At 73.5% G+C, this 24,438-nt stretch carries 25 protein-coding genes; 9 read left to right on the top strand and 16 right to left on the bottom strand.

Going from position 1 to position 24,438, the window contains the following annotated elements; genetic code table 11:
* Position 1: 1 nt before the first annotated feature.
* The 8 genes from ACWD3O_RS22190 to ACWD3O_RS22155 form a co-directional block, all read right to left on the bottom strand.
* Positions 2 to 715, bottom strand: coding sequence for a nucleotidyltransferase family protein (locus ACWD3O_RS22190; RefSeq protein WP_451409414.1), 714 nt, complete (start codon positions 713 to 715; stop codon positions 2 to 4).
* A gap of 36 nt (positions 716 to 751) precedes the next feature.
* Positions 752 to 1,768 carry a GDP-mannose 4,6-dehydratase gene (locus tag ACWD3O_RS22185; protein WP_451409415.1) on the bottom strand — a complete coding sequence of 339 codons (1,017 nt, stop codon included), beginning with the start codon at positions 1,766 to 1,768 and terminating at the stop codon, positions 752 to 754.
* Between the two features lie 85 nt (positions 1,769 to 1,853).
* The gene (locus tag ACWD3O_RS22180) at positions 1,854 to 3,437 is read right to left on the bottom strand and encodes a hypothetical protein (RefSeq protein ID WP_451417071.1); all 1,584 of its coding nucleotides are present in this window, start codon (positions 3,435 to 3,437) and stop codon (positions 1,854 to 1,856) included.
* Entirely contained in the window at positions 3,434 to 4,945 is a 1,512-nt protein-coding gene (gene pelF / locus ACWD3O_RS22175) for a GT4 family glycosyltransferase PelF (protein WP_451417070.1), read from the bottom strand. Before pelF ends, ACWD3O_RS22180 begins: the two co-directional genes overlap by 4 nt.
* A gap of 80 nt (positions 4,946 to 5,025) precedes the next feature.
* Complete coding sequence (locus ACWD3O_RS22170; protein WP_451409418.1) at positions 5,026 to 7,167, bottom strand: hypothetical protein; 2,142 nt, start codon at positions 7,165 to 7,167, stop codon at positions 5,026 to 5,028.
* 271 nt (positions 7,168 to 7,438) lie between these two features.
* Positions 7,439 to 7,966: a hypothetical protein gene (locus ACWD3O_RS22165; protein WP_451409419.1), complete on the bottom strand. Its 528-nt coding sequence runs from the start codon at positions 7,964 to 7,966 to the stop codon at positions 7,439 to 7,441.
* 345 nt (positions 7,967 to 8,311) lie between these two features.
* Positions 8,312 to 8,809, bottom strand: coding sequence for a DUF2165 domain-containing protein (locus ACWD3O_RS22160; protein WP_451417069.1), 498 nt, complete (start codon positions 8,807 to 8,809; stop codon positions 8,312 to 8,314).
* Positions 8,810 to 8,882: 73 nt separating this feature from the next.
* Entirely contained in the window at positions 8,883 to 9,317 is a 435-nt protein-coding gene (locus tag ACWD3O_RS22155; RefSeq protein WP_451409421.1) for an ATP-binding protein, read from the bottom strand.
* Positions 9,318 to 9,449: 132 nt separating this feature from the next.
* Between ACWD3O_RS22155 and ACWD3O_RS22150 the strand changes: the two genes are divergently transcribed.
* Entirely contained in the window at positions 9,450 to 10,292 is an 843-nt protein-coding gene (locus ACWD3O_RS22150) for a helix-turn-helix domain-containing protein (RefSeq protein ID WP_451409422.1), read from the top strand.
* Positions 10,289 to 10,495: a DUF397 domain-containing protein gene (locus tag ACWD3O_RS22145; RefSeq protein WP_451417068.1), complete on the top strand. Its 207-nt coding sequence runs from the start codon at positions 10,289 to 10,291 to the stop codon at positions 10,493 to 10,495. Before ACWD3O_RS22150 ends, ACWD3O_RS22145 begins: the two co-directional genes overlap by 4 nt.
* 13 nt (positions 10,496 to 10,508) lie before the next feature.
* On the opposite strand, the gene ACWD3O_RS22140 is transcribed toward ACWD3O_RS22145, so the two are convergent.
* On the bottom strand, positions 10,509 to 10,973 hold the full coding sequence (locus tag ACWD3O_RS22140; RefSeq protein WP_451417067.1) for a DUF6924 domain-containing protein: 465 nt from the start codon (positions 10,971 to 10,973) through the stop codon (positions 10,509 to 10,511).
* A gap of 38 nt (positions 10,974 to 11,011) precedes the next feature.
* Positions 11,012 to 11,848 carry a ribonuclease BN gene (locus tag ACWD3O_RS22135; RefSeq protein WP_451417066.1) on the bottom strand — a complete coding sequence of 279 codons (837 nt, stop codon included), beginning with the start codon at positions 11,846 to 11,848 and terminating at the stop codon, positions 11,012 to 11,014.
* A gap of 365 nt (positions 11,849 to 12,213) precedes the next feature.
* Between ACWD3O_RS22135 and ACWD3O_RS22130 the strand changes: the two genes are divergently transcribed.
* Positions 12,214 to 13,206 (top strand): Acg family FMN-binding oxidoreductase, encoded by a 993-nt coding sequence (locus tag ACWD3O_RS22130; protein WP_451417065.1) that lies wholly within the window; start codon positions 12,214 to 12,216, stop codon positions 13,204 to 13,206.
* 63 nt (positions 13,207 to 13,269) lie between these two features.
* Here ACWD3O_RS22130 and ACWD3O_RS22125 read toward each other — a convergent pair whose 3' ends face one another.
* The 3 genes from ACWD3O_RS22125 to ACWD3O_RS22115 all read right to left on the bottom strand — a co-directional run bounded on the left by ACWD3O_RS22125 (position 13,270) and on the right by ACWD3O_RS22115 (position 16,235).
* Complete coding sequence (locus tag ACWD3O_RS22125; RefSeq protein WP_451417064.1) at positions 13,270 to 14,703, bottom strand: SMI1/KNR4 family protein; 1,434 nt, start codon at positions 14,701 to 14,703, stop codon at positions 13,270 to 13,272.
* 115 nt (positions 14,704 to 14,818) lie between these two features.
* The gene (locus ACWD3O_RS22120; protein ID WP_451417063.1) at positions 14,819 to 15,925 is read right to left on the bottom strand and encodes an ABC transporter substrate-binding protein; all 1,107 of its coding nucleotides are present in this window, start codon (positions 15,923 to 15,925) and stop codon (positions 14,819 to 14,821) included.
* A gap of 208 nt (positions 15,926 to 16,133) precedes the next feature.
* Complete coding sequence (locus ACWD3O_RS22115) at positions 16,134 to 16,235, bottom strand: putative leader peptide (protein WP_451409429.1); 102 nt, start codon at positions 16,233 to 16,235, stop codon at positions 16,134 to 16,136.
* Between the two features lie 543 nt (positions 16,236 to 16,778).
* Here ACWD3O_RS22115 and ACWD3O_RS22110 point away from each other — a divergent pair.
* Positions 16,779 to 17,750 (top strand): LLM class flavin-dependent oxidoreductase, encoded by a 972-nt coding sequence (locus ACWD3O_RS22110; RefSeq protein ID WP_451417062.1) that lies wholly within the window; start codon positions 16,779 to 16,781, stop codon positions 17,748 to 17,750.
* Positions 17,747 to 18,829 (top strand): LLM class flavin-dependent oxidoreductase, encoded by a 1,083-nt coding sequence (locus tag ACWD3O_RS22105; protein WP_451417061.1) that lies wholly within the window; start codon positions 17,747 to 17,749, stop codon positions 18,827 to 18,829. Before ACWD3O_RS22110 ends, ACWD3O_RS22105 begins: the two co-directional genes overlap by 4 nt.
* 24 nt (positions 18,830 to 18,853) lie before the next feature.
* Here the strand turns inward: ACWD3O_RS22105 and ACWD3O_RS22100 are convergent, their stop codons facing one another.
* The 3 genes from ACWD3O_RS22100 to ACWD3O_RS22090 form a co-directional block, all read right to left on the bottom strand.
* Positions 18,854 to 19,690 (bottom strand): rhomboid family intramembrane serine protease, encoded by an 837-nt coding sequence (locus tag ACWD3O_RS22100; protein ID WP_451409432.1) that lies wholly within the window; start codon positions 19,688 to 19,690, stop codon positions 18,854 to 18,856.
* A gap of 89 nt (positions 19,691 to 19,779) precedes the next feature.
* Entirely contained in the window at positions 19,780 to 21,180 is a 1,401-nt protein-coding gene (locus ACWD3O_RS22095) for an FAD-dependent oxidoreductase (protein WP_451417060.1), read from the bottom strand.
* Between the two features lie 163 nt (positions 21,181 to 21,343).
* Entirely contained in the window at positions 21,344 to 21,889 is a 546-nt protein-coding gene (locus ACWD3O_RS22090; protein ID WP_451417059.1) for a hypothetical protein, read from the bottom strand.
* 336 nt (positions 21,890 to 22,225) lie between these two features.
* Here ACWD3O_RS22090 and ACWD3O_RS22085 point away from each other — a divergent pair, with 336 nt between their 5' ends.
* The 4 genes from ACWD3O_RS22085 to ACWD3O_RS22070 all read left to right on the top strand — a co-directional run bounded on the left by ACWD3O_RS22085 (position 22,226) and on the right by ACWD3O_RS22070 (position 24,383).
* Positions 22,226 to 22,414 (top strand): hypothetical protein, encoded by a 189-nt coding sequence (locus ACWD3O_RS22085; RefSeq protein WP_451409435.1) that lies wholly within the window; start codon positions 22,226 to 22,228, stop codon positions 22,412 to 22,414.
* Positions 22,415 to 22,441: 27 nt separating this feature from the next.
* Complete coding sequence (locus tag ACWD3O_RS22080) at positions 22,442 to 22,705, top strand: hypothetical protein (protein ID WP_451417058.1); 264 nt, start codon at positions 22,442 to 22,444, stop codon at positions 22,703 to 22,705.
* A 412-nt stretch (positions 22,706 to 23,117) separates the two neighbouring features.
* Positions 23,118 to 23,528: a hypothetical protein gene (locus ACWD3O_RS22075; RefSeq protein WP_451417057.1), complete on the top strand. Its 411-nt coding sequence runs from the start codon at positions 23,118 to 23,120 to the stop codon at positions 23,526 to 23,528.
* Positions 23,529 to 23,609: 81 nt separating this feature from the next.
* Complete coding sequence (locus ACWD3O_RS22070; RefSeq protein WP_451417056.1) at positions 23,610 to 24,383, top strand: maleate cis-trans isomerase family protein; 774 nt, start codon at positions 23,610 to 23,612, stop codon at positions 24,381 to 24,383.
* Positions 24,384 to 24,438 lie beyond the last annotated feature (55 nt).

Here is a 24,438-nt window from a genome sequence, read left to right as displayed (position 1 = left end):
GTCATGCCCCCTTGAGGAGCATCTGCTTGCGGCTGGTGAACTCGGCGTTGGCCCGGTCGTAGTCGTCGGGCCGGCCGATGTCCAGCCAGTAGCCGTCGAACTCGTAGGCGTGCGGCGGGCGGTCCGCGGCGAGCAGGTCGAGGACCAGTTCGTCGAAGCCGAGCGGCAGACCGGGGGTGTAGGAGTCGAGGACGGAACGGGAGAGGCCGTAGACGCCCATGGACACGCGGTAGTCCAGGCTGGGTTTCTCGGAGAAGCCGACGACTCTGCCGTCGTCGGTGGTGAGCACCCCGAAGTCGATGTTCACCTTGCGGGCGTAGGTGGCGATGGTGAGCGCGGCGCCGGAGACCTCGTGGTCGCGCAGGACGTCGGCGTAGTCGAGGTCGGTGAGGACGTCGCCGTTCATCACCAGGAACGTCTCCGGCAGGCGGTCCCGCATGGTGAGCAGCGGGCCCATGGTGCCCAGCGGGTTGTCCTCCGTGGAGTAGGTGACCTCGATGCCCCACCGGGAGCCGTCGCCGACGAACGCCCGGATGATCTCGCCCAGATGCCCGATGGCGATGGTGCAGCTGCGGAAGCCGGCCGAGGCCAGCTGGCGCAGCACGATTTCCAGGATGGCGTGTTCGCCGCCGATGGGGACGAGGGGCTTGGGCAGCGACGTCGTGTACGGCCGGAGCCGGACGCCCTTGCCACCGGCCAGAATCACTGCGTGCATGGGGGGTCTCCTTGCTGCTGGGCGGGCTGTGGGACGTCAGATGTTGTAGATGCCGGTCTTGTAGCGGGCCAGGTTGGCCGGGTCGCGGAAGAACTCGACGGTGTGGGCGAGTCCTTCCTCCAGGCTGTGCGCGGGCCGCCATCCGGTCGCCGCGGTGAGCCGGGTCGCGTCGGCGACCAGGCGCATCACCTCGGAGTTCGCGGGCCGGATGCGCGCGGCGTCCTCGCGGACGTCGAGGTCGGCGTCCATGACCTTGCCGATCAGGGCGACCAGGTCGCCGACCGAGATCTCGCCGCCGGTGCCGGCGTTGAGGGTGCGGCCGACGACCTGCTCGGCGGGAGCGGTGCCGACCGCGAGGAACGCCCGGGCGGTGTCCTTGACGTAGGTGAAGTCGCGGGTGGGGCGCAGGTCGCCGAGGGTGATGGTGCGCTCTCCGGCGGCGACCTGGCCGATGACGGTCGGGATCACCGCCCGCATCGACTGGCGGGGCCCGAAGGTGTTGAACGGGCGCAGCGTCACCACCGGGGTGCCGAAGCTGGCGTGGTAGCTGTCGGCCAGCCGGTCCCCGCCCGCCTTCGAAGCGGCGTACGGGGACTGGGTGTTGATGGGGTGGTCCTCGGTGATCGGCACGGTCCGCGCGGTGCCGTACGTCTCGCTGGTGGAGGTGTGCACCAGGCGCGGCGTGCCCAGGGCCCGCACCGCCTCCAGCACGTTGAGGGTGCCGGTCACGTTCGTGTCGACGTAGCTGTGCGGGGCCTGGTAGGAGTACGGGATCGCGATCAACGCCGCCAGGTGGTAGGCGCAGTCGGCGCCTTCCAGGAGGCCGCGTACCGAGCCGGGGTCGCGGACGTCGCCGAGGACGACCTCGACCTGGTCGAGGACGTCCCGCGGGAGGGTCTCCAGCCAGCCGTAGGACGAGAAGGAGTTGTACTGGGCCATGGCCCTGACCCGGTACCCGGAGGCGACCAGGAGTTCGGTGAGGTGGGAGCCGATGAAGCCCTCGGCTCCCGTGACGGCGGCGAGCGGGGACGAGGAGGAGGTCGACGAGGTCAACTGAGGGGTTCCTTCCGGCACTACGGTCGCGCAACGGGTAACAGGCAACGGGCAACGGGCGGGGAGCAACGGGCGGGGGTTGGCGTCAGGCGTGCGGCGCGGGGCGGCCGAGCAGCCGCAGCGCGCACGCCGTCAGGAGCACGGCGGCGGCGCCGCAGCACACCGGGAACACCGCCGGATGCGCCGGCGGGTTCAGCAGGGCGACCGCGCCCGTCGAACCGGCCGCCGCCAGGCAGACGGCCGCGGACGGCCAGGCGTCACCGAACGCCTGGAGCAGCAGGGCGGTCCACAGCGTCGCCGCGAGGAGCAGCAGCGGCACCGGTTCGGCCTCCAGGAGCAGGGCGGCGGCCAGCAGCGGGGCGAGGTAGGCGAGCAGGCACAGCGTGAGGATCCCGGCCGAGCGGAGCAGGAACGCCGCGGGTGTGGCGGTCACCCGCAGTGCGGCCACCGACCAGCCGCGGTAGCGGTACAGGAGCCATTCGGCCGGGCCCATGCTCACGGTCAGCGCGATCACCGCGTACGGGTCCCGCTGTCCCTCGAAGAGGACCAGCACCGCGGCGGACAGCCCGAACACCCCGTAGGGCACGGAGACGCCGAGCCGCGGCCGGGGGCCGTCGGCCGGGGCGACGGCCAGTTCCTTCCGCAGCGTCCCGGCGGCGGCGGCGAGCGTGGCGGCCAGCGCGAGCAGCGGAAGCCCCAGGCGGAGCGCGGAGCCCGGCTCCCACCAGGGCAGCGCCGCGGCCCCGGCCGCCAGCGGGCTGAGCGCGGCGAGCAGCAGGCGTTCCCGGGCGAGCACCAGCAGCACGCCCGCCGCGGCCAGGTACGCCGACTGCGCGGCGACCACGAGGAGTACGGGGTCCGGCCCCGCGACCGGGACCGCGGCGGCGGTCGCCACCAGGGCGCCGAGTGACGCCCCGGCCAGCAGGGTGCGCCCGGCCTCGCCGCGGCCGGCCGTCATCCGCAGGTGGGCGCGGTGGCCCAGGGCCTGCCCCCACGCCCAGGAGACCACCGCGGCGAGGATGAGCGCGGGGGCGTGCCGGGTGGTCGGCCACAGCGGGGCGGCGAGCAGGTAGGCAAGGCCCGGCAGCGCGAACAGCACACCGCGCAGCAGGCATCGCACGGTGTCCGGACGCCAGAGGTCGGCCGCCCGGCCGGGCTCGGGGAACACCCGCGGCACCCGGTCGTACAGCGCCGAGGCGAGGGAGAAGAGGTTGGGGTGCCCGTACCGCTCCCTGATCACCTCGACCGGCATCCCCTCGGCCTCCAGCAGCGCGGCGACCTCGTACGGGTGGACGGCGGGGCCGATCTGGTCGGCGAGTTCGGCGGCGAGCAGGCCGATCTGCTCCTCGTCCGGCTCGTACCGGGGGATCCGCAGGGCCATGGTGCCGTCGTGGCGCGTGGTGGCGGAGGACCTCCCGGCCGGGACGGCCCGCCGCAGCGCGACGGTGCCGTCGTCGCCCCGGCCGTCGCCCCGGCCGCCGTGGCGCGGCCCGTCGGTGCGCGGCCCGTCGCGGTCGGCAGCCGGTTCGGGGAGGTCGAGCCGCCGCAGGGCGACGGTCCGGTCGTGGCGCGTGTACGCCCTGCGGGCCTTCCGCGGGGTTCCGGCCAGCCGGATCGCCAGGGTCTCCTGGTCGGTGCCGTGCGGCTCCAGGGGCATCGGTCCGCTCATATGGCCACGCTCCTCGGGCCGGCGTGCCCGGTGGCGCGGAGGTCCCCGTCGTCTCTCGCCGGTTCGCCGTCCCCCGCCAGCTCCAGGTAGATGGAGCGGAAGGTCTCGACGGTGCGGCGCAGGGTGAACTGCTCGATCACCCGCAGCCGGGCCGCCTCGCCCATGGCCCGGCGGCGCTCCGCGTCGTCGAAGAGCTCCAGCGCCGCCGCGGCCATCGCCTCCGGGTCGCGGGGCGGCACGACGAGCCCGGTGTCGCCGACGGCCTCCCGCACCCCGCCCACGTCGGTGGAGACGGTGGCCCGCCCGCAGGACATGGCCTCGATCAGGGTGAAGGGGAAGCCTTCGCTGATGCTGGACAGCATCACCACGTTGCCGGCCGCGTAGGCGTCCTTGATGTCCTCGACCCGGCCCTCGAAGGTGACGGCGTCGGCGTGGCCGAGTTCGGCGGCCAGGGCCTCGCAGCGTTCCCGGTAGCCCTCCCCGCCGCGCGGTGTCCCCCCGAACAGGCGGAGCCTGGCGTCCGGCCGCCGGGCGCGGACCCGCGCGAAGGCCCGGATCAGCGTCTCCAGGTCCTTGATCGGGTCGACGCGTCCGGCCCAGCTCAGGGTCGGGGTGGCCGGCTCGGGCCCGGCGGGCGGGAACGCGGCGGGGTCGACGCCGTTGTACACGGTGCGGATGGATCCGGGGGCCGCGCCGCCCTCCTCCTCCCACAGCCGGTTGTAGCGGTTGCCCGGGGTGATCAGGGCCGCCCGGCGGTAGGTCTCCTGGGCGAGCAGCCGGAAGAAGCCGAGGACCACCGCCTTCACCGGCCAGCTGTACGGCGCCGTCCGGTATCCCAGGTAGCGTTCCCGCAGGTAGACGCCGTGTTCGGTGAGCAGCAGCGGGACCCCGTGGCGTTCCAGGGCGGCGAGGCCCGGGAGGGCGGCCACGCCTCCGCTGACCGCGTGCGCCACGCCGTGCTCCGGCAGCGGCGCGGCCAGCGGGCGCAGGGCGTGCTCCAGGAGACCGGTGGCGGTGAGCGCGTCGTGCAGGGTGGGCCCGGCCTCCCGCGCGGGCACACCGGGCCGGTTCCAGACGGAGGTGAGCACGGTGATGGCCTGGTCGTCGCGGAGGAAGGGGCTCAGCGTGCCGTCCGCCGCGGCCGCGGCCAGCGCGTACAGGGAGGGCGCGAAGCCCTCCTCGGCGCGCGGGTCCAGCAGCGCGCTCAGGAACCGCTCGTAGCTCTGCGCCAGTCGGCGGCGGGCGCGACCGCGCGGCGGGCGCCCCTCGGGCGCGGGGCCCCACATCGGGACGGAGCGGACCCGCGAGACGTGCGGCGGGAGGTCCCAGACGACCGCCTCACGGCCGGTGCCCGTGACGGCGAGGACGTCGAAGCGCAGGTCGGGCATGCCGTGGACGAGTTGGTCGCACCAGACGCTCACGCCTCCGTGGCTGTGCGGGTAGGTGCCTTCGGTGAGCAGGGTGACGTGCGTCGCGGCATGGCGGCGCGCCCCTGGATGGAGCTGCATGCGGGTGCTCCCCGGCCGGGTCGGGAGATGGTCGTGCGGTCCCGGCCACGGGAGTCGTGGCCGGGAACCGCAGGCGTCGGTCAGCGCAGGCCGCTGAACGGCACCGGTTCGGTCACGCCCTCGGGGACGTGGGTGTCGGGAGCGGGGCGGGACGTACGCCGGCCGGCGTCCGCGGTCGTGCCGGAACCGCCGGACGGGGCGGGGGAGGACGGCGGCAGGGTGAGGGTGAGCCCCCCGTTCGCGGACGGCGTCCAGCCGGAGACGGTGCCCGCGTAGGCTCCGCCGAAGCCGGCGCCGTTCAGCGTGGTGCCGCTCGGCATGGTGGCGGTGACCGCCATGCCGGCCGGGGCCCGCACGGTCACCGTGGAGCCGATCCGGTGGGCGGTGACCTGGCCGGCCCGGACGGCGTCCTGCCAGGCGCCGCGCCGCTGCAGCTCGACGCCGATGTCCTTCATGCGCAGGTTCACCACGGGCGCGCTGTCGGTGAACAGGGCGTCGTAGCCCTCGAGCACGGCCGTCAGGACGGGGTAGGCGATGCGGTCCTCGGCCAGGTTGGACTGGTGGATGAAGTGCGGCTTGGGGTCGTTGGCGAGGACGTGGCCGAGCGCGATGCGCGTCTCCAGCGGCACGATGTGGCCGGTGAAGCCGGTGGCCGGGTCGAGCGGGGCCGGCAGGCAGGTGGTGGTGGCCGGGTTGTCCTCGCAGATGCCGCTGCCGCCCTGCGCGCGGCTGGTGTAGATCCAGTTGTACTCGTCGACCTGCTCGGCCGCCCGGCCGGCGTTGAAGAAGATGTTCATCGGGTAGCGGGAGACGGTCGTGGCCGGGCCGACCCGCCGCTGCACGGGGTCGCGGGAGTTGTCCGAGGCGAGCCAGGTGACGCCGTTCTCGGCGAGCGCCGGGCCCAGGTTGGGGTTGTCCGCGGGCTGCTGCGGCAGCACCTTCAGGCCCGAGTGCTCGCCGGTCACCAGTTCCCCGTTGTCCATGGGGAACCCGGAGACCTGGCCGAAGTAGCGGTTGAGGGAGATCTCGGTGGAGATCTCCGTCCTGCCGACCCACGCCACGGAACCGCCCGGGTCGGTGGCGCAGCGCCACGGCACCACGGTGGTGTCCTGCCGGCATCCGAGGAAGGCGTGCGAGTAGGTGTGGTTGATCCACCGGAACTCGTCGCGTTCGGCGACCAGCCGGTCGGTGAGCGGGTCCGCGCCGCCGTTGTCCTGGCGGTGGTCGATGCTGCCCGCGGCGTTGAAGGCGAGGTCGAGGGTGAAGTCGTGCTCGCGCTGCCAGGCGACGGCGTGGTCGACGTCCGAGGCGACCATGCGGATCGGATCGGGCGTGCCCTGGCCGGGCGGGCAGTCCACGTCGCCGGGCGTGCAGTTGAGGTCCGAGTCCCAGCGGTCGTCGACCGCGAGCACGTCGTCGACGTGGACGGCGAAGTAGTTGCGGGAGGCGCCCAGGCGCACCCCTCCGGTCATCCAGTCGACGATGCCGCGGGCCAGCAGCCGGTACTGCTGCTGGTGCTGGTTGTAGACGAAGGTCACGACCAGTTCGCGTCGCCCGTCGTGCCGGTACTCGCCCACGAGGGCGCCGCGCCGGCTGGTGCCGGGGATCGGGGCGTCGACGTAGGTGGTGAAGTCGGCGCCGGCGGCGGGTGTCGACAGGTAGCCGTAACTCTCCCCGACGGTCGGGGAGTTGTCCTCGAACGGGACGGCCCCCTCCAGGTAGCCGAAGGGCCCGGCCTTACCGGCGGCGGTGACCGTGGCGGTGACGCCGTCGAGGCTGCCGGAGTAGCCGCCGTACACCGGGTACTGCAGGCCGGCCTCGGGGCGGGCGTAGGTGTAGGCGTCCACCTGCGGGATGTCGTAGGCGCGTTCGTAGTCGGCGAGCGCCGTCATCTCGGCCGAGCCGGCCGGGAACGGGTTGTCGTTGGGCAGGACGACGGCCTGGTACCTGGCCCGCGGCAGGCCGTCCACGGTGTCCGCGAGGAACGCGGAGTCGATCACCGGCCGGTCGGACCGGGCGAGGTCGACCTCGGTGTACGGCGTGCCCGCCGTGTCCAGTTCGGCCATGACGGCGTCGGTGGCCGGGCCGCCGTCGCTCACCACCAGGACCCGCAGGTCGACGCGGTGCCGGTCGGTGTCCGCCTGGGCGACTGTGGTCGGCAGTGCCAGGGCGGCGATGAGTGATACCACCGTGAGCACGGTGGTACGTGTGGTCCGCTTCATGCGGTGCGGTTCCCTCCCCCGGGACGGGTGGGCGCGGCCCGCGACGGCTCGCCATGGAGCCCGGGGCCGGCGTCCCCCTGGTGCGCGACGCCGGATTCCCCCACAGATTCCGTCGTCGCCGCTTTGGTCATGTCAGATCATGATGTCTTTGTACGGTGATTGTGGGCTTGTTGTGGAAGCTGACGGGAAATCGCTGTTGTCCGCGCCTTTCCGCAGGCCCGTGGGCCCGCCGGCCGCCCAGGGCGACCGGCGGGATCCGGACAGGAGGGCGTCAGGCGCAGAGCACCCGGGTCTCCGGCGTGTACACCGGGCCGCCGCTGACGTTCGTGGTGTCGCTGAACTCGGCGTAGTAGTACGAGTAGAAGCCGATGTTGCCGTTGCACCCGGAGTCGGGGGCTATCTGCAGCGTGAGCGTCACCGTCCGGCTCTGGCCGGGCGGGACGGTGGCCCCGTAGTTGCCGCCGAGGTCGGCCGGCCCGGTGCCGGAACACGGCACGCTGCCGTTCGGCGTGGCCAGACTGCAGCCGGTGAAGCTGTACTTGAGGTCCGGGCGCTGGGTGGTGAGCCACGTCGGGTCGATCGTCTGGTACATGAACCAGAGGTCGTAGGTCTTGTTGTTGGTGAGCGTCATCGACAGCTGCACCGTGCCGCCGGGCGTCGTGGTGGCCGTGTCGGTGGCGAAGGTCAGCGTGGCCGGCGAGGGCAACGCGGCCTGGGCGGCGGGGGCGAGACCCACGAGCGCCAGGGCGAGGCCGAGGATGCCGGTGAGGCCGATTCGTCTCAGGTTCCGTGATCGCATGACCGGGAGGCTAGGGACGCCGGAGGCGCCCCGTCTGCCCCGCGGAGGCGGCGACGCCCGTCGAGGGTGCGGAAGTGGTCATGGCGGGACGATCCGGCGCCGGCGCCCCGAAGGGCGGCCTCCGTTTGGGTAGGTCCAGGCCGCCCGATGTGACGACACCTTCACACAACGCACCGGAGGGCGGCCGGGGCGCCGTCCGGGACCGGAAAAGTTGGCGTGAACATCACACTCTGAAACACCTCGGACACATGCCGCGCACGCCTCATCACGGCTGCTTTCCGGTCATCCGTCGATTGTCGGCCAGGTTCCTGGGGGGGGCGCCGGCCTGCGCCGGCGCCCCAGCGGTCACTCGTCCGCCGGCGACCTGAACGGCAGGTGGCAGACGAGCAGCACGATGCCGCTCAGGGTGAAGACCCGCGTCGCGGCGTCCAGCCCGTTCCACTGGTCGGACTGCCACATGGCGAACCACTCGCCGCCGATGCCGATGAAGCCGACGCCGAACAGCAGCATCACCATCAGCAGGCCGTAGGTGCTGATCCGCAGGGCCCTCGACCGGTCCCGGCGGAACCAGAGCCAGGTACCGAACAGCAGGACCAGCGCGGCGACGCTCTCCCAGACGATGATCAGGACGTACGCCGCGTCCTGGAGGCCCTCGCTGGTGATCGCCCGCCACATCAGGTCCGGGTCCTCGAAGGTGGTGTCCATGGCCAGCACATGGCGGACGAACGCCTGGTTGGTGCCGAAGTCGGTGATGTTCCCGAAGGCGACCAGGGTCATGTAGAGGGCGACGGTCCCGGTGAGCAGCGTCGCCGTGAGCCGCAGGGCGCGTGAGGTAGGTGTCATGCCGGTGTTCTGCCCACCGCGGGGCGCGGTGGCGCGCTCGGAACGCGCCACTGTGCGGCCGCCCGGCGCCGGGCTACCAGGGGCACCGCGCCCACACCGTCTTCCCGCTCGGCGGGTACGGCTCCCAGCCCCAGGCGTCGGCGAGCGAGGTGACGAGGAGCAGGCCGCGTCCCGACTCGTCCTCCGCGTCCGCCGGGGCGGGCACCGGCAGGCGGTCGCCGCGGGCGTCGGTGACCTCGATGTGGAGCGTCCCGGGCGTGAGGGTGAGCGCGAGACGCGCGCTCCTGCCGGGCACCCGGCCGTGCCGGGCCGCGTTCGCGGTGAGCTCGGCGACGAGGAGAAACGCGACGTCCGGGCCGCCGCGCTGCCCCGGCCGCGCGGCGAGCCACCGTTCGGCGGCGTGCCGGACGCCGTGCGCCCCCCGCGCGGTGGTGGGGAACAGCCGGCGGAACCGGAGGGTGTCGTCGAGGTTCGGATCACCTGGGGCGGTGACGGATTGCTGATTCACATCACCGAGGGTGAGGGAATCCGCCTACCGTTGGGGGCGCTGTGGGCGGTACGGAGGGTGACTGTACGGGTGCGTCCGGGGCGCCGTACCGGCGTCCGGCCGCCACGTGGACCAAGGGGAGGCGGTACGGAGATGGGCGAAGAGGCGGACGGCACGGACGAGGTCGCGGACCTGTTCCGGGCCCTCGGCCGGCAGATCCGGGTCGCCCGGGAGCGGGCGGGCCTGAGCCAGAAGGAACTGGGCGAGCGCATCGGCTACGGCGAGGAGACGATCTCGTCGGTCGAACGGGCCCGGCGGACACCGCAGCCGGAGCTGCTGGCCGCGGTGGACCGGGTGCTGGAGTGCGGTGGGCTGCTCGCCGCGGCGGCGGAGGACGTGGACCGGGCGAAGGCGCGGCGGCGCGTGCGGCATCCGGAGTGGTTCCGGGACTACGCGCGGCTCGAGGCGGACGCGGTGGAGCTGCACGACTACAGCTCGCTCGCCGTCCCCGGGCTGCTGCAGACGGAGGCGCACGCACGCGTGGTCTTCGCGACCCGCCGCCCTCTGCTCGACGAGCAGACCGTGGAGCAGCGCGTGGCCGCGCGCCTGCATCGTCAGCAGATCTTCGACCGGTGGCCCCCGCCGTTCACGACATTCATCCTGGAGGAGTCCTTGCTGCGACGTCCGCTCGGGGGCTGGGACGTCCACCGCAAACAGCTGGAGGCGCTGCTGCGGTTCGGGCGCCTGCGGAGCGTCGAGTTGCAGGTGCTGCCCACGGAGCGCAGGGAGCACCCCAGTCTGGGTGGGCCGTTCATCCTGCTCACCCCCAAGGGCAGGCCCCAGATGGCGTACCTGGAGGTGCAGCACGTCAGCCGCTTGATCACGGACCCGGACGAGGTACGGATCCTGGCCGCGCGCTATGGCAGCATCAGGGCGCAGGCGCTGACGCCCGAGGAATCAGCGACGCTGATCGAGAAGATGCTGGGGGAGCGATGAACGCCGAACCGCTCGCAGGGACGGACTGGTTCAAGAGCAGCTACAGCAGCGGCGAAGGAGGGGCCTGCGTCGAGGTCGCCGTCGACGCCGCGGTCGTGCGGGTCCGGGACTCGAAGGCCCGCGGCGGCCCGCGCCTCGCCTTCACCCGCGGCGCGTGGACCGGCTTCGTCGCGGTCCTGGGAACGGCCGCGGACCGGGACTGAACGGCCCCGCCGGTCAGCGGGTCCCGCGGAGGACGCCGTCCGCCGCGTCGGCGGCCCACGCGGCGAACTCCTCATAGCCGAGGTTGGCGATGGCGAGGTTGGCGTGGACGTCGTGGGCCGCCGCCGGGGTGACCCGGAAGGCGGCGCCGAACTCGACGTGCGCGGCGTACTCCTCGTCGTCCTCGCAGTCCTCGCGGGTCACCAGGGTGGCGGCGAGCAAGGGGTGCGACGGGTCCCGCAGGGTGGCCTCGTCCGCGAGGAGGACGACCACGTGCTCCTCGTCCTGGCGGAGGGCGGCCACGACCTCCGCCACGGTGGCGTCCGCCCAGACCGGGTCGTCCAGGACGTGCACGCCCGCGTCGGCGTGCTCGCGGAACGCGGCCGACACCGCGTCCCAGCCCGGCACGTCACCGGCGGCGGTCCGCACGAGGATCGGCAGGTCAGGGTCGAGGCCGGTGACGGCGGGCAGGCGTCGCATGGGGGAGTGCTCCTCGGCGGTGGTCGCTGAAGGGACGATCATCGCACCCGCCGCTCGGGCCGCCGGTGCCGCTCCCGGCCGGGGCCGTGGTGGTGGACCAGCCAGTTGCCGAACAGCGCCCCGCCGTGGAACACGAAGCCCACGCCGATCAGCCAGGACTCCACCACCAGGACGATGCCGACCGCGCCGTAACTGATCGCGTTGGTCACGATCAGCGGCGTGAAGACGTAGTAGGAGAAGGCGCGCAGGCCGACCAGGCCGGCGATGGTGGCCAGGGCGCCGGGGAGCAGGCGGCGCCAGGTGACCTGGCCGCCGAGCAGGAAGTGCTGGCCCCACCAGAAGAACAGGAAGCCGAGCGCCGAGCTGAGGGCGATCCGCACCCCGCCGGGGAGTTCGCGGGTGAGGACCTCCTGGTAGAGGAACGCGGTCAGCGCGACCATCCACACCGCCTGCCGCCAGACGCGGTGCCAGCGGCCGGCGGGCAGGCCCCAGATCCGCTCGTAGCCGTTCTGCACGCTGCCGCCGAGGGCGACGCCGAACAGGGCGAGCGTGATGCCGCCGAGCACGCTGGTGGAGCCGACCACCCGGGGCGGCGGGCTGAAGATGTCGGTGAGGACCTGCGCGGAGCGGTCCGGGAGCCCCATGCCGTCGGCGAGCCAGGAGGCGAACCCGCCGCGGCCGAGGGGATCGGCGGCGGCGATCACGATGAGCAGGGGAGCGAGGGTGACCAGGGCGAGGGTGGCGAAGCCGAGGGCCCGGTGCATCAGCTCCAGGTCGCGGGCCTGACGGACCAGGTGGTACGCGGCGAGGCGGCGCCAGGCGCGGTGCAGCAGCCCCGGCTCCGGGGGCGCGGTCCCTGTCGTTCGTCGCCTCATGGAACGACCCTCCGTGACCGGACGCGGCGCGACAAACCCGCCGGGGCAGCCGGGGGACCGGTCCGGGCCGTTCGGCCCCCGGCCCCGGCCCGAACGGCACAGGCGCCCGGGGCGCGCGGGGCGCATGCTGACCCCTGACCGACCAGGAGGTGCGGCGGGCGCGGACACCGCGGCCGTGGTCCCGCCCGAGCGGCCCGCCACCGGCCGGACCCGCTTCCGGCAGCCGGGGGGATTACCCGGGCCGCTTTGCCGGAACCCGGACAAGGACGCGTCCACGCCGTCGAACCCGCCCTGTCCGGCGAGGTGATGGCCATGGCGGCCGGTCACGGCACCGCCCGACCGCACCCGACTCCGAGGAGGAAGGCATGCGGCTCGTCCCCGCTCCGGAACTCGACTCCGCGGCGCTCGACATCATGCTCACGGCGGCCGCCGCCGCGCCCTCCGTGCACAACACCCAGCCCTGGCGCTTTCGCCTGCACCCGCTCACCGGGCTGCTGGAGGTCCGCCTGGACGGACACCGCGCGCTGCCGCACACCGACCCCGACCACCGGGCCCGGCAGATCTCCGTGGGAGCCGCCCTGGAGAACCTGCTGGTCGCCGCCGCGCACCTGGGCCTGCGGCCGGCCGTGCGGCTGCTGCCCGATCCGCGCGACGACACCCTCCTCGCCGTCGTGGACACGGCGGCCCGCGGCCCGCACCCGGCCGGCCCGGACCCCTTCGCGGACCTCGGCCTGTACGCCGCCGTCGCCCGCCGCCGCAGCAGCCGGCTGCCCTACACCGGACGCCCGGTGCCCGAGCCGGTGGTGGCCCGGATGGCGACCGCCGCCCGGCTGGCCGGGGCCCGTCTGCTGGTGCCGCCCTACGCCGTGACCCGCCGGCTGCTGCGGCTCACCGCGGTCGCCGAGGCCCGCAACCGCGCCGACCCGGACCGCGCCGCCGAGGCCCGCGCCTGGATCCGGCCCCCCGGCGGCGGCCCGTACGGCGTCCCGGTCACCGCCCTCGGCCCCGCCGACCTCACGGGGCGGATCCCCGCCCGGGACTTCACCGGACCGGTCACCGCGCTGCGCCCGCCGCCGGCCCGCTTCGAACGCCACGTCCAGCTCGCCGTGATCTGCACCCGGCGGGACGAGCCGCGGGACCGGGTCGTCGTGGGCCGGGCGCTCCAGCGGGTACTGCTGGTGGCCACCGCCCTGGGCGTGCGCACCTCGCTGCTCCACCAGGGGATGGAGTGGCCCGACCTCCGCGGGGCGGCCGCGGCCCTGATCGGGCACGGCCAGCGGCCCCAGCTGCTGGTGCGGTTCGGGTACGGCCCCGAGGGCCCGCCGACGCCGCGCGCGCCGGTGACGCTCGACCGCTGACGGCCCCGGTCCAGGTCACGGGCGTCCTCGCGCCGACCCGCGCGCCCAACGGGTCTTCCCGGCCTACGAGTCGGGCTGGTCGGGCCTGGTGACGCCGGGGACGCCCGGCTGAGGCAGCGGTCCCAGGTCTCCGTCGACGACGGCGCGGACGAGCGGGGGGCGGCCCCACAGGGCCAGGATCTCGTTGGAGAGGGCGACCGGCGGCCCGGGCTCGTCGAGGCCCTGGGTGATGATCCTGGCCGCGGCGAGACCGCGCGGGACGGCGCCGGCGTCCAGGAGCGTCCGCCACTCCGCGGGGCCGAGCTCCAGGTACTCCAGCCCGGAGAGCGCGCCGATCTGCCGGGGGTCCGCGAGGGTGCCGGGCAGGGCGCTGAGCGTCCGCAGGCGCGGCAGTCCGGCCAGCGGCGCGAGGTCGGCCGGCGGCCCGTCCGGGAGGCTCACGCACAGCACCTCCAGCTCGGGGCCCGCCACGTCCGCGACACCGCGCCGGTTCCAGGCGTCGAGGCGGGCCACCACCCGGTCCCGCTCCCGGTCCCCGGCGGCGGAGCCGCCGCGCTGCTCGGCGCCCCGTGGTTCGTCGCAGTGCGGTTCGGTGCCGCGCAGGAGGTCCAGCAGACAGTCCGCGACCAGGTGTGCTCCGGCGGGCTCGTCGAGGGGCAGCGCCACGATCTGCCCGGCTCGGCCGCCGGGGCCGGGAGTCAGGTCCACGGCCAGGAGGTCGCCGCAGCCGTCCTCACCGAAGACGATCCAGCCGGGGGAGCCGACGAGCCCCTGGACGGCGGCGCCGGGCGGGGTGACGACGGCCCGCAGGGCGGCGACCTGCCAGCGCGCCGACCGGAACGCGGCGTCGGCGACGTGGACCTTGTCCAGGGGGAGGAGTTCCCAGGGGACCGCCTCGTACATCGCCGTGTCCCAGTCCTCCCGCCGGGTGCCCACCACCCGGTACAGGGACCGCAGTTCGGCGGGGAGCGGCTGACCGAGGCGTGCCTCGGCGGCGGCGAACTCCTCGTCGCGGGCGCCGGCCGCCCCGGGCAGCCGCTCCAGCAGCCACCGTTCCACCCCGGCCGGGTCCGCGGCGGGACGTCCGGCCTCCGGGTACACCTCGGGCAGCCGGCGCCACGGTTCGGGCACGGCGTCCTCGACCAGGACCAGCGCCCCGTGGTCCGACGTGCCCTCCCTGGAGGCGTCGGGGCCGCTGAGGCGCAGCCGGGTCCGGCCCGACGGGGAGATCCGGGCGGAGAAGGTGACGGACTCCGCCGCGGCGGCGGTGAGCGCCGCACGCACCCGCTCGACCGCCTCCAGCGAGGCGGCCGAGTCACGTGCGTGCGGCGGCACCCCGCCGGACGCGCGCACCCGGTCACGGCCGACGGCACCGGCCAGGTGCAGGACCTGGTCCGCCCCGGCGCCCCTCCCCTCCGTCCAGGCGCGCAACAGGGGCGCCCAGGTGGAGAAGGAGGCCAGGGGCAGCAACGAGGGGGCGGAGGTCGGCTCACTCATGGCGCCGACGATAGGGCGCGGCGCCGACACGCTCCCGGCCCGGGGGCATGTCGGCGCCGCGTCAGGGCGGGGAATCCCCGGCCCGGCTACGCACGCGTGGCGCGGACCGCTGCCCCTACCGGGCGCCCAGTCCGGCGTCCTCGACGCTCCCCTTGCCCTCCGCCTGGAGCACCTTGTTGAGCACGGTGAGGTCGTAGATGCCCTCCAGCGACGGCTCTTCGAGCAGCCCGGCCTTCACCGCGTGCTCCGCCTGGGCGTCGAGCGTGGCGGCCAGCGGGTCGTCGAGGAAGGCGATGGACTTCCAGGCGGGGTCGATGACCTCGGCCGGCAGGTCCTTGCCGGTCAGTTCCTTGAGCGCCGTGTTGGCCGAGGCCTTCGCCTCGTCGGGGTTGGCGTTGATCCACTCGTTCGTCCGGACCGAGCCCCGCAGGACGGCCTCGACCACGTCCGGGTGCTCCTTCAGGAACTTCTGCGACACGATGATGTTGGTGATGACGAACTTCTTGTCCGGCCACAGGTCGGCCTCGTCGAGCAGTACCTCGGCGCCCTCGGCGACCAGCTTGGAGGCGGTCGGCTCGGGCACCCAGGCGCCGTCGATGGAGCCGGACTTGTAGGCGTCCGGGGTGATCTTGTTGTCGGTGCGGAAGACGGACACGTCGCCCTTGCCGCTCTCCGCGTCGACCTTCCAGCCCTGCTCCGCCACCCAGTTGAGGAAGGCGACGTCCTGGGTGTTGCCGTGCTGCGGCGTCGCGATCCGCTTGCCCTTGACGTCCTTCAGGCTCTTGATCCGGTCCGGGTTGACGACCAGCTTCACGCCGCCCGAGGCGGAACCGCTGATGATCCGCAGGCTCTTGCCCAGGGACTTGGTGTAGCCGTTGATCGCGGGGGAGGGGCCGATCCAGCCGATGTCGATGGAGCCGGCGTTCAGCGCCTCGATCTCCGACGGGCCGGCGTTGAAGGTCGACGCCTTGATCGTGGTGCCGCCCAACTCCTTCTGGAGCAGGCCCTCCTGGACGCCCACCAGGGCGGTGGCGTGGGTCAGGTTGGGGAAGTAGCCGATCCGCACCTCGTCGACGGAGAGCTTCTTCGCGTCCGAGGCGACCTGCTCCTTCTTGCCGTCGTCGGCGGAGTCGGAGCCGTACCCGCAGGCGGTGAGGAGGAGGGGGAGCGCGGTGATGACGGCGAGGGCGCGCAGGGCGCCGAGCGGTCGGAGGGCAGACACGGAGGTGTCCTCTCGGGAAGGAGTGGATCGACAAGGCGTGGAACGCCGGGCGAGGACCCGGAAGCGGGTTCGCCGACATCCCGCTCGGCCGGGGCGACGACGGCGGAGAAGGCCGTGGTGGCTCAGGGAGCGGGGAAACAGGGCACGGGTGGTGCGGACGCCCGGAACGGGGCGGTGCGGCCGTCGCGGAGGGAGTTCCCCGGACGGCTCAGACGGAGCGACAGATGGCGCTCGAGGTGCGGCCGAGATCGACGTGCCGGCGCGAGGTCAGCAGGACGAACGACAGGGCCGCGCGGTCACAGGTGCGCATGGTCCCCCCTCGTTCGACGTCGGATGCCGCCTGACTGAGGGGATCGTGGCAGAAACCGGCCACCGCACCAAGAGGCGTGTCGCATGATGGACACGCCTGTCTCACGGGACGGGACGGAGTGGGGGCGTCCGTGTGGGCGTCGACGGTGCGGCGGACGCCTGACCGGATGCGTCAACGGGCGTGTTTTCCGGCCGAGTTGAGGGATGTCCGGCATGCGGTCCCCGGCTTGACGAACCGTCGCCGCTGCTGCTGAATGAACCGCATGAACGCCCAGCCGCGCCTGGTCACGCGTGACCACATCGACTTCGGTCGGGTGTGGTCCGCGGCGTGTTGCGCCTGACGCGGCAGCGGGCCGTCCGACCGGCCCCCACCCCTTCCCGGTGACCCGGCTCCGTTCCCGGTGACCTCTTTCCGGTGACCCCGTCACGGGCCGTTCCCCTCAGCGTGTGCTCACCGTGCGCTCACCGCGTGCTCGCGTCGCCGCCGCCGCAGCCCCGCCCCGTCCGACGCACCATGCCGTCACGCCTTCGAGGACCTGAGGCCATGCCCCGCGAACTCCATCTGTCCGTCGCACTCGACGGTACCGGCGGTCACACCGCCGCCTCGCTCACCGCTGCCCACTGGACGGCCCTGGCCGCCCTCGCCGAGGAGGGCGCGCTCGACTTCGTCACCCTCGGCGACGCCCCGCCGCCACCGCGCACGTCCGACCCCGGCGGCCTCGACCCGGTGGCCGTCCTCGCGTGCGTCGCCCCCCTCACCCGCGGGCTGGGTCTGGTGCCCCTGGCCCCCACCGGGCCGTCCCGCGCCCTCGCCGCCCTGGCCGGACTCGACCTCGTCAGCGAGGGCCGGGCGGGCCGCCCGGTCGAGGCCCGCGCCGAGGAGGACGGGCACCGCACGCCGCGGGAACCGGCGCCCGCCGTGGTGGCGCTCCGCCACGACGACCCCGCCGGGCGCTGGGAGCTGTCCGCGCGGGAGGCCGACGTCGTCCTGCTGGACGCCGACCGGCCCGCCACCGCCCGGTCGGCGCGGCAGCGCCTGGAGCACGGCGCGCGGGAGGCCGGCCGGGCCCCCGAGGAGCTGCGGATCCTGCTCCGGGTCGCCGTGGCGCTCAACGGCGGCACCGGCACCCTGCCGCCCGCGGGCCACCGGCTCACCGGAGCCGCCACCGCCCTGGCCGCCCGGCTCGACGACCTGCGCGCCGAGAGCCAGGTGGACGGCTTCCACCTGGTCCCCGCCTCGCCCGCCACCGACCTGCCCGCCGTGGTGCACGGCCTGGTGCCGGCGCTGCGGGCCCGCGGCGTGTTCCGCGCCGGCTACACCGGCTACGCCGGGCGCACCCTCCGCGACCACCTCCGCCTGCCCGACCGCGCGGCCCCCGCCGCCGCCCCCGCCCTCGCTCCAGCACCCGCCCTCGCTCCAGCACCCGCCCTCGCCCCCGCTCCAGCACCCGCTCCCGCTCTCGCCCCTGCTCCCGCCCCTGCTCCCGCCCTTCGCACGGCGGGAGCCGTGCGGTGACCGCCCCCGGTGCTGCCGCGCCACCCCGGCGCGTCCACCTGGCCGCCTACCTCCCCGGCGCGCCCGACGCGGGGGGCCGCAACGGCTTCGCCTCCGTCCGGCACCTGGCGCACACCGCGGAACGCGGCCGGTTCGACTTCCTCCTGCTGGACCAGCACCTGCGCCCGGGGGCCGACGACGGGAGCGGCTGCGCGTCGCTGACCGTGCTGAACGCCCTCGCCGCCGTCACCGGCCACCTGGGCCTGGCCGCCACGGTCGACGCGGCGGACGGCGAACCGCGCGAACTCGCCCGCTGCCTGGCCTCGCTGGACCACCTCTCCGGCGGACGCGCCGCCTGGCACGTGGGCCCGCCCTCCCCGACGGAGGCCGGACCCGTGGGCCGGACCCCGCTCGCGGAGGCCGGCATGCCCGACGACGGGCGCCCGGACCGCGCCGACGAGTGCGTCGAGGTCACCCGGGCCCTCTGGCGCGCCTGGCCGCCCGGTTCCGCGCCCCGCACCGTGCGGCACAGCGGGCCCTGGTTCGACCTCACGGCCCGGCCCGCGCTGCCGTCCTCGCCCCAGGGCCACCCGGTCGTCATCCGCGGCGCCGGGTCCGACGCTGCGGCCCGCGAATCCGTCGCCCGCACCGCCGACGTCGTCCTCACCGGACACACGGACGAGGAGGCGGGCCGCGCCCTGCGCACGGACCTCGGGCGGCGTCTCACCCGGTACGGCCGCCCGCCCGGCGCGCTGAAGGTGATGGCCGTGGCCGCGTTCGTCCTGGGGGAGACCGAGGACGAGGCCCGCGGGAAGCGCGCCGCGCACGGCCGGGGGACCGCGCCGCGCCCCTGCCTGGCCGGCACCCCCGCCTCGCTCGCCGCCGCCCTCGACGCGTACGTGCGGGCCGGGGCCGCCGACGGGTTCGTGCTGACGCCGCTCCTCGCGCCGGACGGGCTGGACCAGTTCGTCGACCAAGTGGTGCCGCTGCTCCAGCGGCGCGGTGTGTACCGCGCCGCGTACGAGGGCCCCACGCTCCGGGACCACCTGGGCCTGGAGCGCCCCACGGCGGAGGCCGACCGGGCCACGGCGGGGCGGTGACGACAGGTCAGGGGCAGCGGCAGGTCAGGGCTGGGTCCACGGGCGACGGGCGTGCCGCGCCTGCCGGCCGTACAGCAGGCCCGGCGGCTCGGGCGGCGGCACGGTGCCCGCCTTGAGCGGCCAGGCCAGGAGCATGCCCAGGGCGAAGCCGATGACGTGCGCGACGTAAGCCACCGTGCCCGCCTGGGAGACGCCCTGACCGGCCGAGTACGCGGCCTGCAGCACGAACCAGAGGCCCAGCACCAGCCAGGCCGGCAGACGCAGCGGCAGGAAGATCAGGAACGGGACCAGGGCCCAGACCCGGGCCCGGGGATACAGGACCAGGTACGCGCCGAGGACGCCGGCGACCGCGCCGGAGGCACCGATCAGCGGGCTCGCCGAATCCGGGTCGGTGAGCGCGAAGCCGTACGAGGCGGCGTAGCCGCAGACCAGGTAGAAAAGCGCGAACCGCCAGTGGCCCATCCGGTCCTCGACGTTGTCGCCGAAGATCCACAGGAAGAGCATGTTGCCCAGCAGGTGCAGCCAGCCGCCGTGCAGGAACATCGCCGACAGCACGCTCAGCTCGGGCGACTTCGCGTAGCCCGGCGGAGCCACCACGCAGCCCGCGCCCTCCGGCCCCACCCCGGTCTCGCCGGTCGGGACCAGGCGCGGCATCCGGTCGAGGATCAGCTCCCGGGGCACCACGGCGAACCGGTCCAGGAACGCCTCCAGCCGGCACAGCTCGCCCAGCGGGACGTTCCCGGTCAGCGACCCGGTGGTGCCGGGCGTGAGCAGGAAGACGACCACGTTGGCCGCGATCAGCGCGTACAGCACCCAGGGGACGCGCCGCGCCGGGTTGATGTCGTGTACCGGGATCACCACGTGATCAGGTGTGCCCGCCGCCCGCCGGTTCAGACACGGAAGGCGGCGGCGGGCGGGCGACAGGGTCAGGGTCAGGGGCAGGGGCAGGGTCAGGCGTCGTGCGGGCGCACCGCCGCGGCCGCCTTGCGGGCCGCCACCAGCACCGGGTCCCACACGGGGGAGAACGGCGGCGCGTACCCCAGGTCCAGGGCGGTCATCCGCTCCACCGTCATCCCGGCGGTCAGCGCCACCGCGGCCACGTCCACCCGTTTGGCGGCGCCCTCCCGGCCCACGATCTGCACCCCCAGCAGCTTCCCGGTGCGCTCCTCGGCCATCATCTTCACCGTCATGGGGGAGGCGCCCGGGTAGTAGCCGGCCCGGCTGGTCGACTCGACGGTCACGGTGCGGAACCGCATGCCGACCCGCCGGGCGTCCTTCTCGCGCAGGCCGGTGCGGGCGATCTCCAGGTCGCAGACCTTGCTCACGGCGGTGCCGACCACGCCGGGGAAGGTGGCGTAGCCGCCGCCCACGTTGGAGCCGATCACCTGCCCGTGCTTGTTGGCATGGGTGCCGAGGGCGACGTGCTGCTGCTGGCCGGAGACCAGGTTGAGGACCTCCACGCAGTCGCCGCCGGCCCAGATGTTCTCGTGGCCGCGGACCCGCATGGCGAGGTCGGTGAGCAGGCCGCCGCTCGCGCCGAGCGGGAGACCGGCCGCCCGGGCCAGGGCTGTCTCCGGCCGGACCCCGATGCCGAGGATCACCACGTCCGCCGGGAACTCGCGGTCGCCGGCCACCACTCCGCGGGCCCGTCCGTCGGCGCCGACCAGGACGGCGGTGACGTCGGTGTCGTTCACCATGGTGATGCCGAGGCCCTCCATGGCGGTGTGCACCATCCGGCCCATGTCCGGGTCGAGGGTGGACATCGGCTCCTTGCCCCGGTTGACCACCGTGACCTCGAAACCGCGGTTGATCATCGCCTCGGCCATCTCGACGCCGATGTAGCCGGCGCCGACCACCACCGCGCGACGGCCGGTGGTGCCCGCCAGGGTGTCGAGGAGGGCCTGGCCGTCGTCCAGGGTCTGCACGCCGTGCACGCCGGGCAGGTCGATGCCGGGGAGCGCCGGCCGGAGCGGGGTGGCGCCGGTGGCGATCACCAGCTTGTCGTACGACGTCCAGTACTCCTCGCCGCCGTCCAGCTCACGGGCGCGGACCCGGGAGCCGTCGACGTCGATCTCGGTGACCTCGGTCCGCATCCGCAGGTCGATGTCGCGGGCGCGGTGCTCCTCCGGGGAGCGCGCGATCAGCGCGTCGCGTTCGGCCACCTCGCCGCCGACCCAGTACGGGATGCCGCACGCCGAGTAGGACGAGAAGTGGCCCCGCTCGAACGCGACGATCTCCAGCTCGCCGGGGTCCTTCATCCGACGTGCCTGCGAGGCGGCGGACATGCCCGCCGCGTCGCCGCCGATGACCACCAGTCGTTCCCGGTCCCGCCTCGCGGTGCTGCTGCTCATGGGGCAACGCTAGCGCCGCGCGGACCTTCGTCACCCCCGGGTACGCCCCAACCCCGGTCCGGCGACCCCGGCCCGCCTGCCTCGTATCCGTGATCCGTCCCTTCCGGTCACAGGACGACCGCATCCGCGACCGGCATGCGCCCGCGCGCGGACGCATGCCGAATCACTGGACGGAAGTGATCTCCAGGGCCACCAGGGAGTAGATGCTGGAGACCGAACCCAGCCCCAGGGTGCAGAGCGTGATGTCGGTGGCAGGCCCTTCGTTGATCTGCACCAGGCTGGAGCCGGCGAAGAGGCCGGAGGTCACGTTGCCGGTGATGGTGACGGTGAGGGTTGCTCCGACGACGGTGGTGGTGGCGTTGCCCGAGACGGTCGAGGTCTGTCCGGTGTTCCAGGTGATGGTGAAGGTGACGGTCTGGCTGTCCAGCAGGTCGAGGCAGGTGCGGCTGGGGTAGGAGATGGACGCGCTGCGGGAGCCCGTCGTGACGTTCGGCTGGGTGAGGGAGACGCAGGGGCCGTACTGGGTCGAGGCGGTGGTCGTCGACGCCTGGGCGGTCAGCGTCAGTGGCGGCGAGTAAGTGCTGGTCTGGCTGCCGGCGCAGGTGACGTCGAGGAGCCCGGCGGGGGCCGCGGCCGCGCTGGATGTCGCCAGCCCCAGGGCCATGAGGACAGCAGCCGTCAGGACGGCGGTACAGCGACGTATGTACATGAAGACACTTCCTTTCCGGACTTGCGGACGCAACAGTCCGGTGGGCAGGACCTTGCGCGGCGGAACACCCGACGGTCGAGCGGAAGGGATGCGCGGCAAAGCCCTTGCACCTCCGGTGTGCAGCCAGCGTTGGCCCTCGAAAGCACCCTGTACATGACCCCTTCGGGGGGCACGCACTCTCCCCCGGTCGTGCACTCCCCGTGTGAAATGCGCGTGCCGGTGCGCATGGCGTGGTGACGGCACGCCCGCTTGCGGACGGGTCCATGGGCTGCTCACTGGTGAAGGCAGGAGTGCGCGGACTCTGCGCATCCCGAGGAGTGGGCGGAGACGAGCACGGTGTCTCTCGCGACAACCGACCCGAAGGAGCGGAACACCGAGAGGCAGAGCATGGCACTGACGAGCGTTCACCGCCGCTTGTCGGCTCTCCTGACCGGCGTTCTCCTGCTCTTCCTCGCCGCCGCACCGGTGAGTGCCGCGGACGACGTGCTCGGCGCCACCTGCACGGGCAGCAACACCACGACCTAACAACCGGACCTGACCAACACTCCGGCCGTGGTCACCGTGCAGGGCACCATCACCATGGACTGCGTCAGCACCGACCTCGACACACCCCTGCTGCTGCGTGGCACCATCACCGGCGGGGGAACCGGAACGTTCAACGCTCAGCTGCGCCCTGCTGCAGTCCCCGACGTCCGGCTCGTCCACCATCGACTGGGCGACCGTGTCCGGCAGCCCGTACGCGACCAGTTCCTACACCTACACGACGGCGCTCAGCCCGGGCACCTCGGGGACCACCGTACTGACCCTCACCGGTGACATCACCAGCGGACTGTACGCCGGGGACGACATCCTCATCGTCACCGTGTTCGCCAACGCCGACCTCGGCGCCTGCTCCAGCCCGACCGGTCTCACCTCCCGTTCCGGCGTCGTCACCAACGAGCCGTGGGCCCCTCCGGCCGGACCACGGTTTCCGCTCATGAGGGCAGCCAGCGAAGAACCTATGTCGCGCCGGGCCGCCGGGGGCCGGAACGCAGGACGAGAACCGCTTCGCGTCACCGTCGGCGCTGCTGGCGCACGGCCACCGGAGGTAGTCCAACAATGGGCTGCGCACGCCATCCTTTGTGCCTATGGCGGTCCTCGCAGCCCCGAGTAGATGCTGGAAGACACGGATGCGGCTGGCCGCACAGTCCATGCCACGCCGCACAGGACGGCTCGCTGAGGAGTGGTCATGAAGCGCAGTCTCGGCATGTTCCTGGTAGCTACCGCCCTGGCCGGGGTAATCGCGGCTGCACCACCAGGTTCCACTGCCTCCGATCCCCAGCCCCTGCGGGCAGAGGCCAACTACGCGGTTGCCAGTGTGCTGAGCAGGGAAGTGACCGGCCTGCGCGTCCAGATCAACCGCATCAGCGACAACGCTCCTGTCTCAGGGCTCCTCATCACCTTCGAGACCAGCGGAGAACGCTATGAGCTCTGCACCGCCTACACGGACACCAACGGCGTCGCGCAGTGCACGACCCGGATACCTGTCGGTGTCCCCCTCGTCGCGGCGCTGACCGCCGGCTACGACGCCGTCTTCCCGGGCACCGAGCAGTACACGCCCGTCAGCGCCCACGGAAGTGTGGGTATCCAGCTCGTCTGATCCGCAGACCCCGAACGCACAGTCAGCGGGATCCGGAGCGGAACGCCAGCGCCAAAGGCAGCGCCGAGGCGAAGGAGTGAGATGCCGGCATCAGGAGGACACTCGGGGCCGCCGTGGGCCGCGCTGACCTGGCTCGGGTTCATCGAGCTGAGCACCTCGGTGGCTCTGAGTGCGGAGATTCCCGCGGTGCTACCCGCGAACACGGGCCCCTTGTTCACTCGCATGCGCCTCCCGTCGGGCGAGGTGTCCGCCAGTGCGCTGGGACGCATGGTGGACAGCAACCGCCTCGAAGAAGCCGGATGCGAACTCGCCGATGGTGGGGCCGCAACGATCGCTTTCGCCTGCACGCTCGGGAGTCTCCTTCGCGGCCCTGGATTCGACGGCATGCTCGTTGCCCGCATGGAGCGCGCTGCCGGTGTGCGGGCAACGACGACCGCCACCGCTCTTCTGACCGCCCTTTCGGTGCTGGGTGCCCGAAAGCTTGCGGTTGTCACGCCCTATCCGTCTCACCTAGACCAACTGGAGAAGCGCTTCCTGGAAGATTCCGGGTACGAGGTCGTCGCACTACGCGGAATGGGCATCTCCCTCGATACGCACATCGCGGCTGTTCCCTATGCGCACACCCGCGCTCTCGTGCGACAGACTCTTGCGGAGGCCGACGACGCCGACACCGTCTTCCTCAGCTGTACCAACTTGCCGACGCTCGCATTGCTCGCCTCCTTGGAACAGGAATGTGGGCGCCCGGTGATCTCCAGTAACGCCGTCACCTTGTGGCACTCGCTACATCTCGCAGGAATCACCTCCCGAACCTCCGGTTGGGGATCCCTGTTGGAATTCGGGCAGCGCGCCTCCTGATCCACGACGGCAACGCTGACACTGCATGCAGTGTCGTCACGACGAGGAAAGGATC

The sequence above is a fragment of the Streptomyces sp. NPDC002640 genome (assembly GCF_053592575.1).
This window is presented reverse-complemented; position numbering and strand designations above follow the sequence as displayed.

Excerpts from the sequence above, each read along its gene's own strand:
- ACWD3O_RS22160 (WP_451417069.1), bottom strand. The coding sequence starts at position 8,809 with ATGACACCTACCTCACGCGCCCTGCGGCTCACGGCGACGCTGCTCACC.
- ACWD3O_RS22190 (WP_451409414.1), bottom strand. The coding sequence starts at position 715 with ATGCACGCAGTGATTCTGGCCGGTGGCAAGGGCGTCCGGCTCCGGCCG.
- ACWD3O_RS22145 (WP_451417068.1), top strand. The coding sequence starts at position 10,289 with ATGAACGCCGAACCGCTCGCAGGGACGGACTGGTTCAAGAGCAGCTAC.
- ACWD3O_RS22090 (WP_451417059.1), bottom strand. The coding sequence starts at position 21,889 with ATGTACATACGTCGCTGTACCGCCGTCCTGACGGCTGCTGTCCTCATG.
- pelF (WP_451417070.1), bottom strand. The coding sequence starts at position 4,945 with ATGCAGCTCCATCCAGGGGCGCGCCGCCATGCCGCGACGCACGTCACC.
- ACWD3O_RS22150 (WP_451409422.1), top strand. The coding sequence starts at position 9,450 with ATGGGCGAAGAGGCGGACGGCACGGACGAGGTCGCGGACCTGTTCCGG.
- ACWD3O_RS22070 (WP_451417056.1), top strand. The coding sequence starts at position 23,610 with ATGCCGGCATCAGGAGGACACTCGGGGCCGCCGTGGGCCGCGCTGACC.
- ACWD3O_RS22140 (WP_451417067.1), bottom strand. The coding sequence starts at position 10,973 with ATGCGACGCCTGCCCGCCGTCACCGGCCTCGACCCTGACCTGCCGATC.
- ACWD3O_RS22125 (WP_451417064.1), bottom strand. The coding sequence starts at position 14,703 with ATGAGTGAGCCGACCTCCGCCCCCTCGTTGCTGCCCCTGGCCTCCTTC.
- ACWD3O_RS22170 (WP_451409418.1), bottom strand. The coding sequence starts at position 7,167 with ATGAAGCGGACCACACGTACCACCGTGCTCACGGTGGTATCACTCATC.
- ACWD3O_RS22135 (WP_451417066.1), bottom strand. The coding sequence starts at position 11,848 with ATGAGGCGACGAACGACAGGGACCGCGCCCCCGGAGCCGGGGCTGCTG.
- ACWD3O_RS22130 (WP_451417065.1), top strand. The coding sequence starts at position 12,214 with ATGCGGCTCGTCCCCGCTCCGGAACTCGACTCCGCGGCGCTCGACATC.
- ACWD3O_RS22110 (WP_451417062.1), top strand. The coding sequence starts at position 16,779 with ATGCCCCGCGAACTCCATCTGTCCGTCGCACTCGACGGTACCGGCGGT.
- ACWD3O_RS22180 (WP_451417071.1), bottom strand. The coding sequence starts at position 3,437 with ATGAGCGGACCGATGCCCCTGGAGCCGCACGGCACCGACCAGGAGACC.
- ACWD3O_RS22075 (WP_451417057.1), top strand. The coding sequence starts at position 23,118 with ATGAAGCGCAGTCTCGGCATGTTCCTGGTAGCTACCGCCCTGGCCGGG.
- ACWD3O_RS22095 (WP_451417060.1), bottom strand. The coding sequence starts at position 21,180 with ATGAGCAGCAGCACCGCGAGGCGGGACCGGGAACGACTGGTGGTCATC.
- ACWD3O_RS22165 (WP_451409419.1), bottom strand. The coding sequence starts at position 7,966 with ATGCGATCACGGAACCTGAGACGAATCGGCCTCACCGGCATCCTCGGC.
- ACWD3O_RS22115 (WP_451409429.1), bottom strand. The coding sequence starts at position 16,235 with ATGCGCACCTGTGACCGCGCGGCCCTGTCGTTCGTCCTGCTGACCTCG.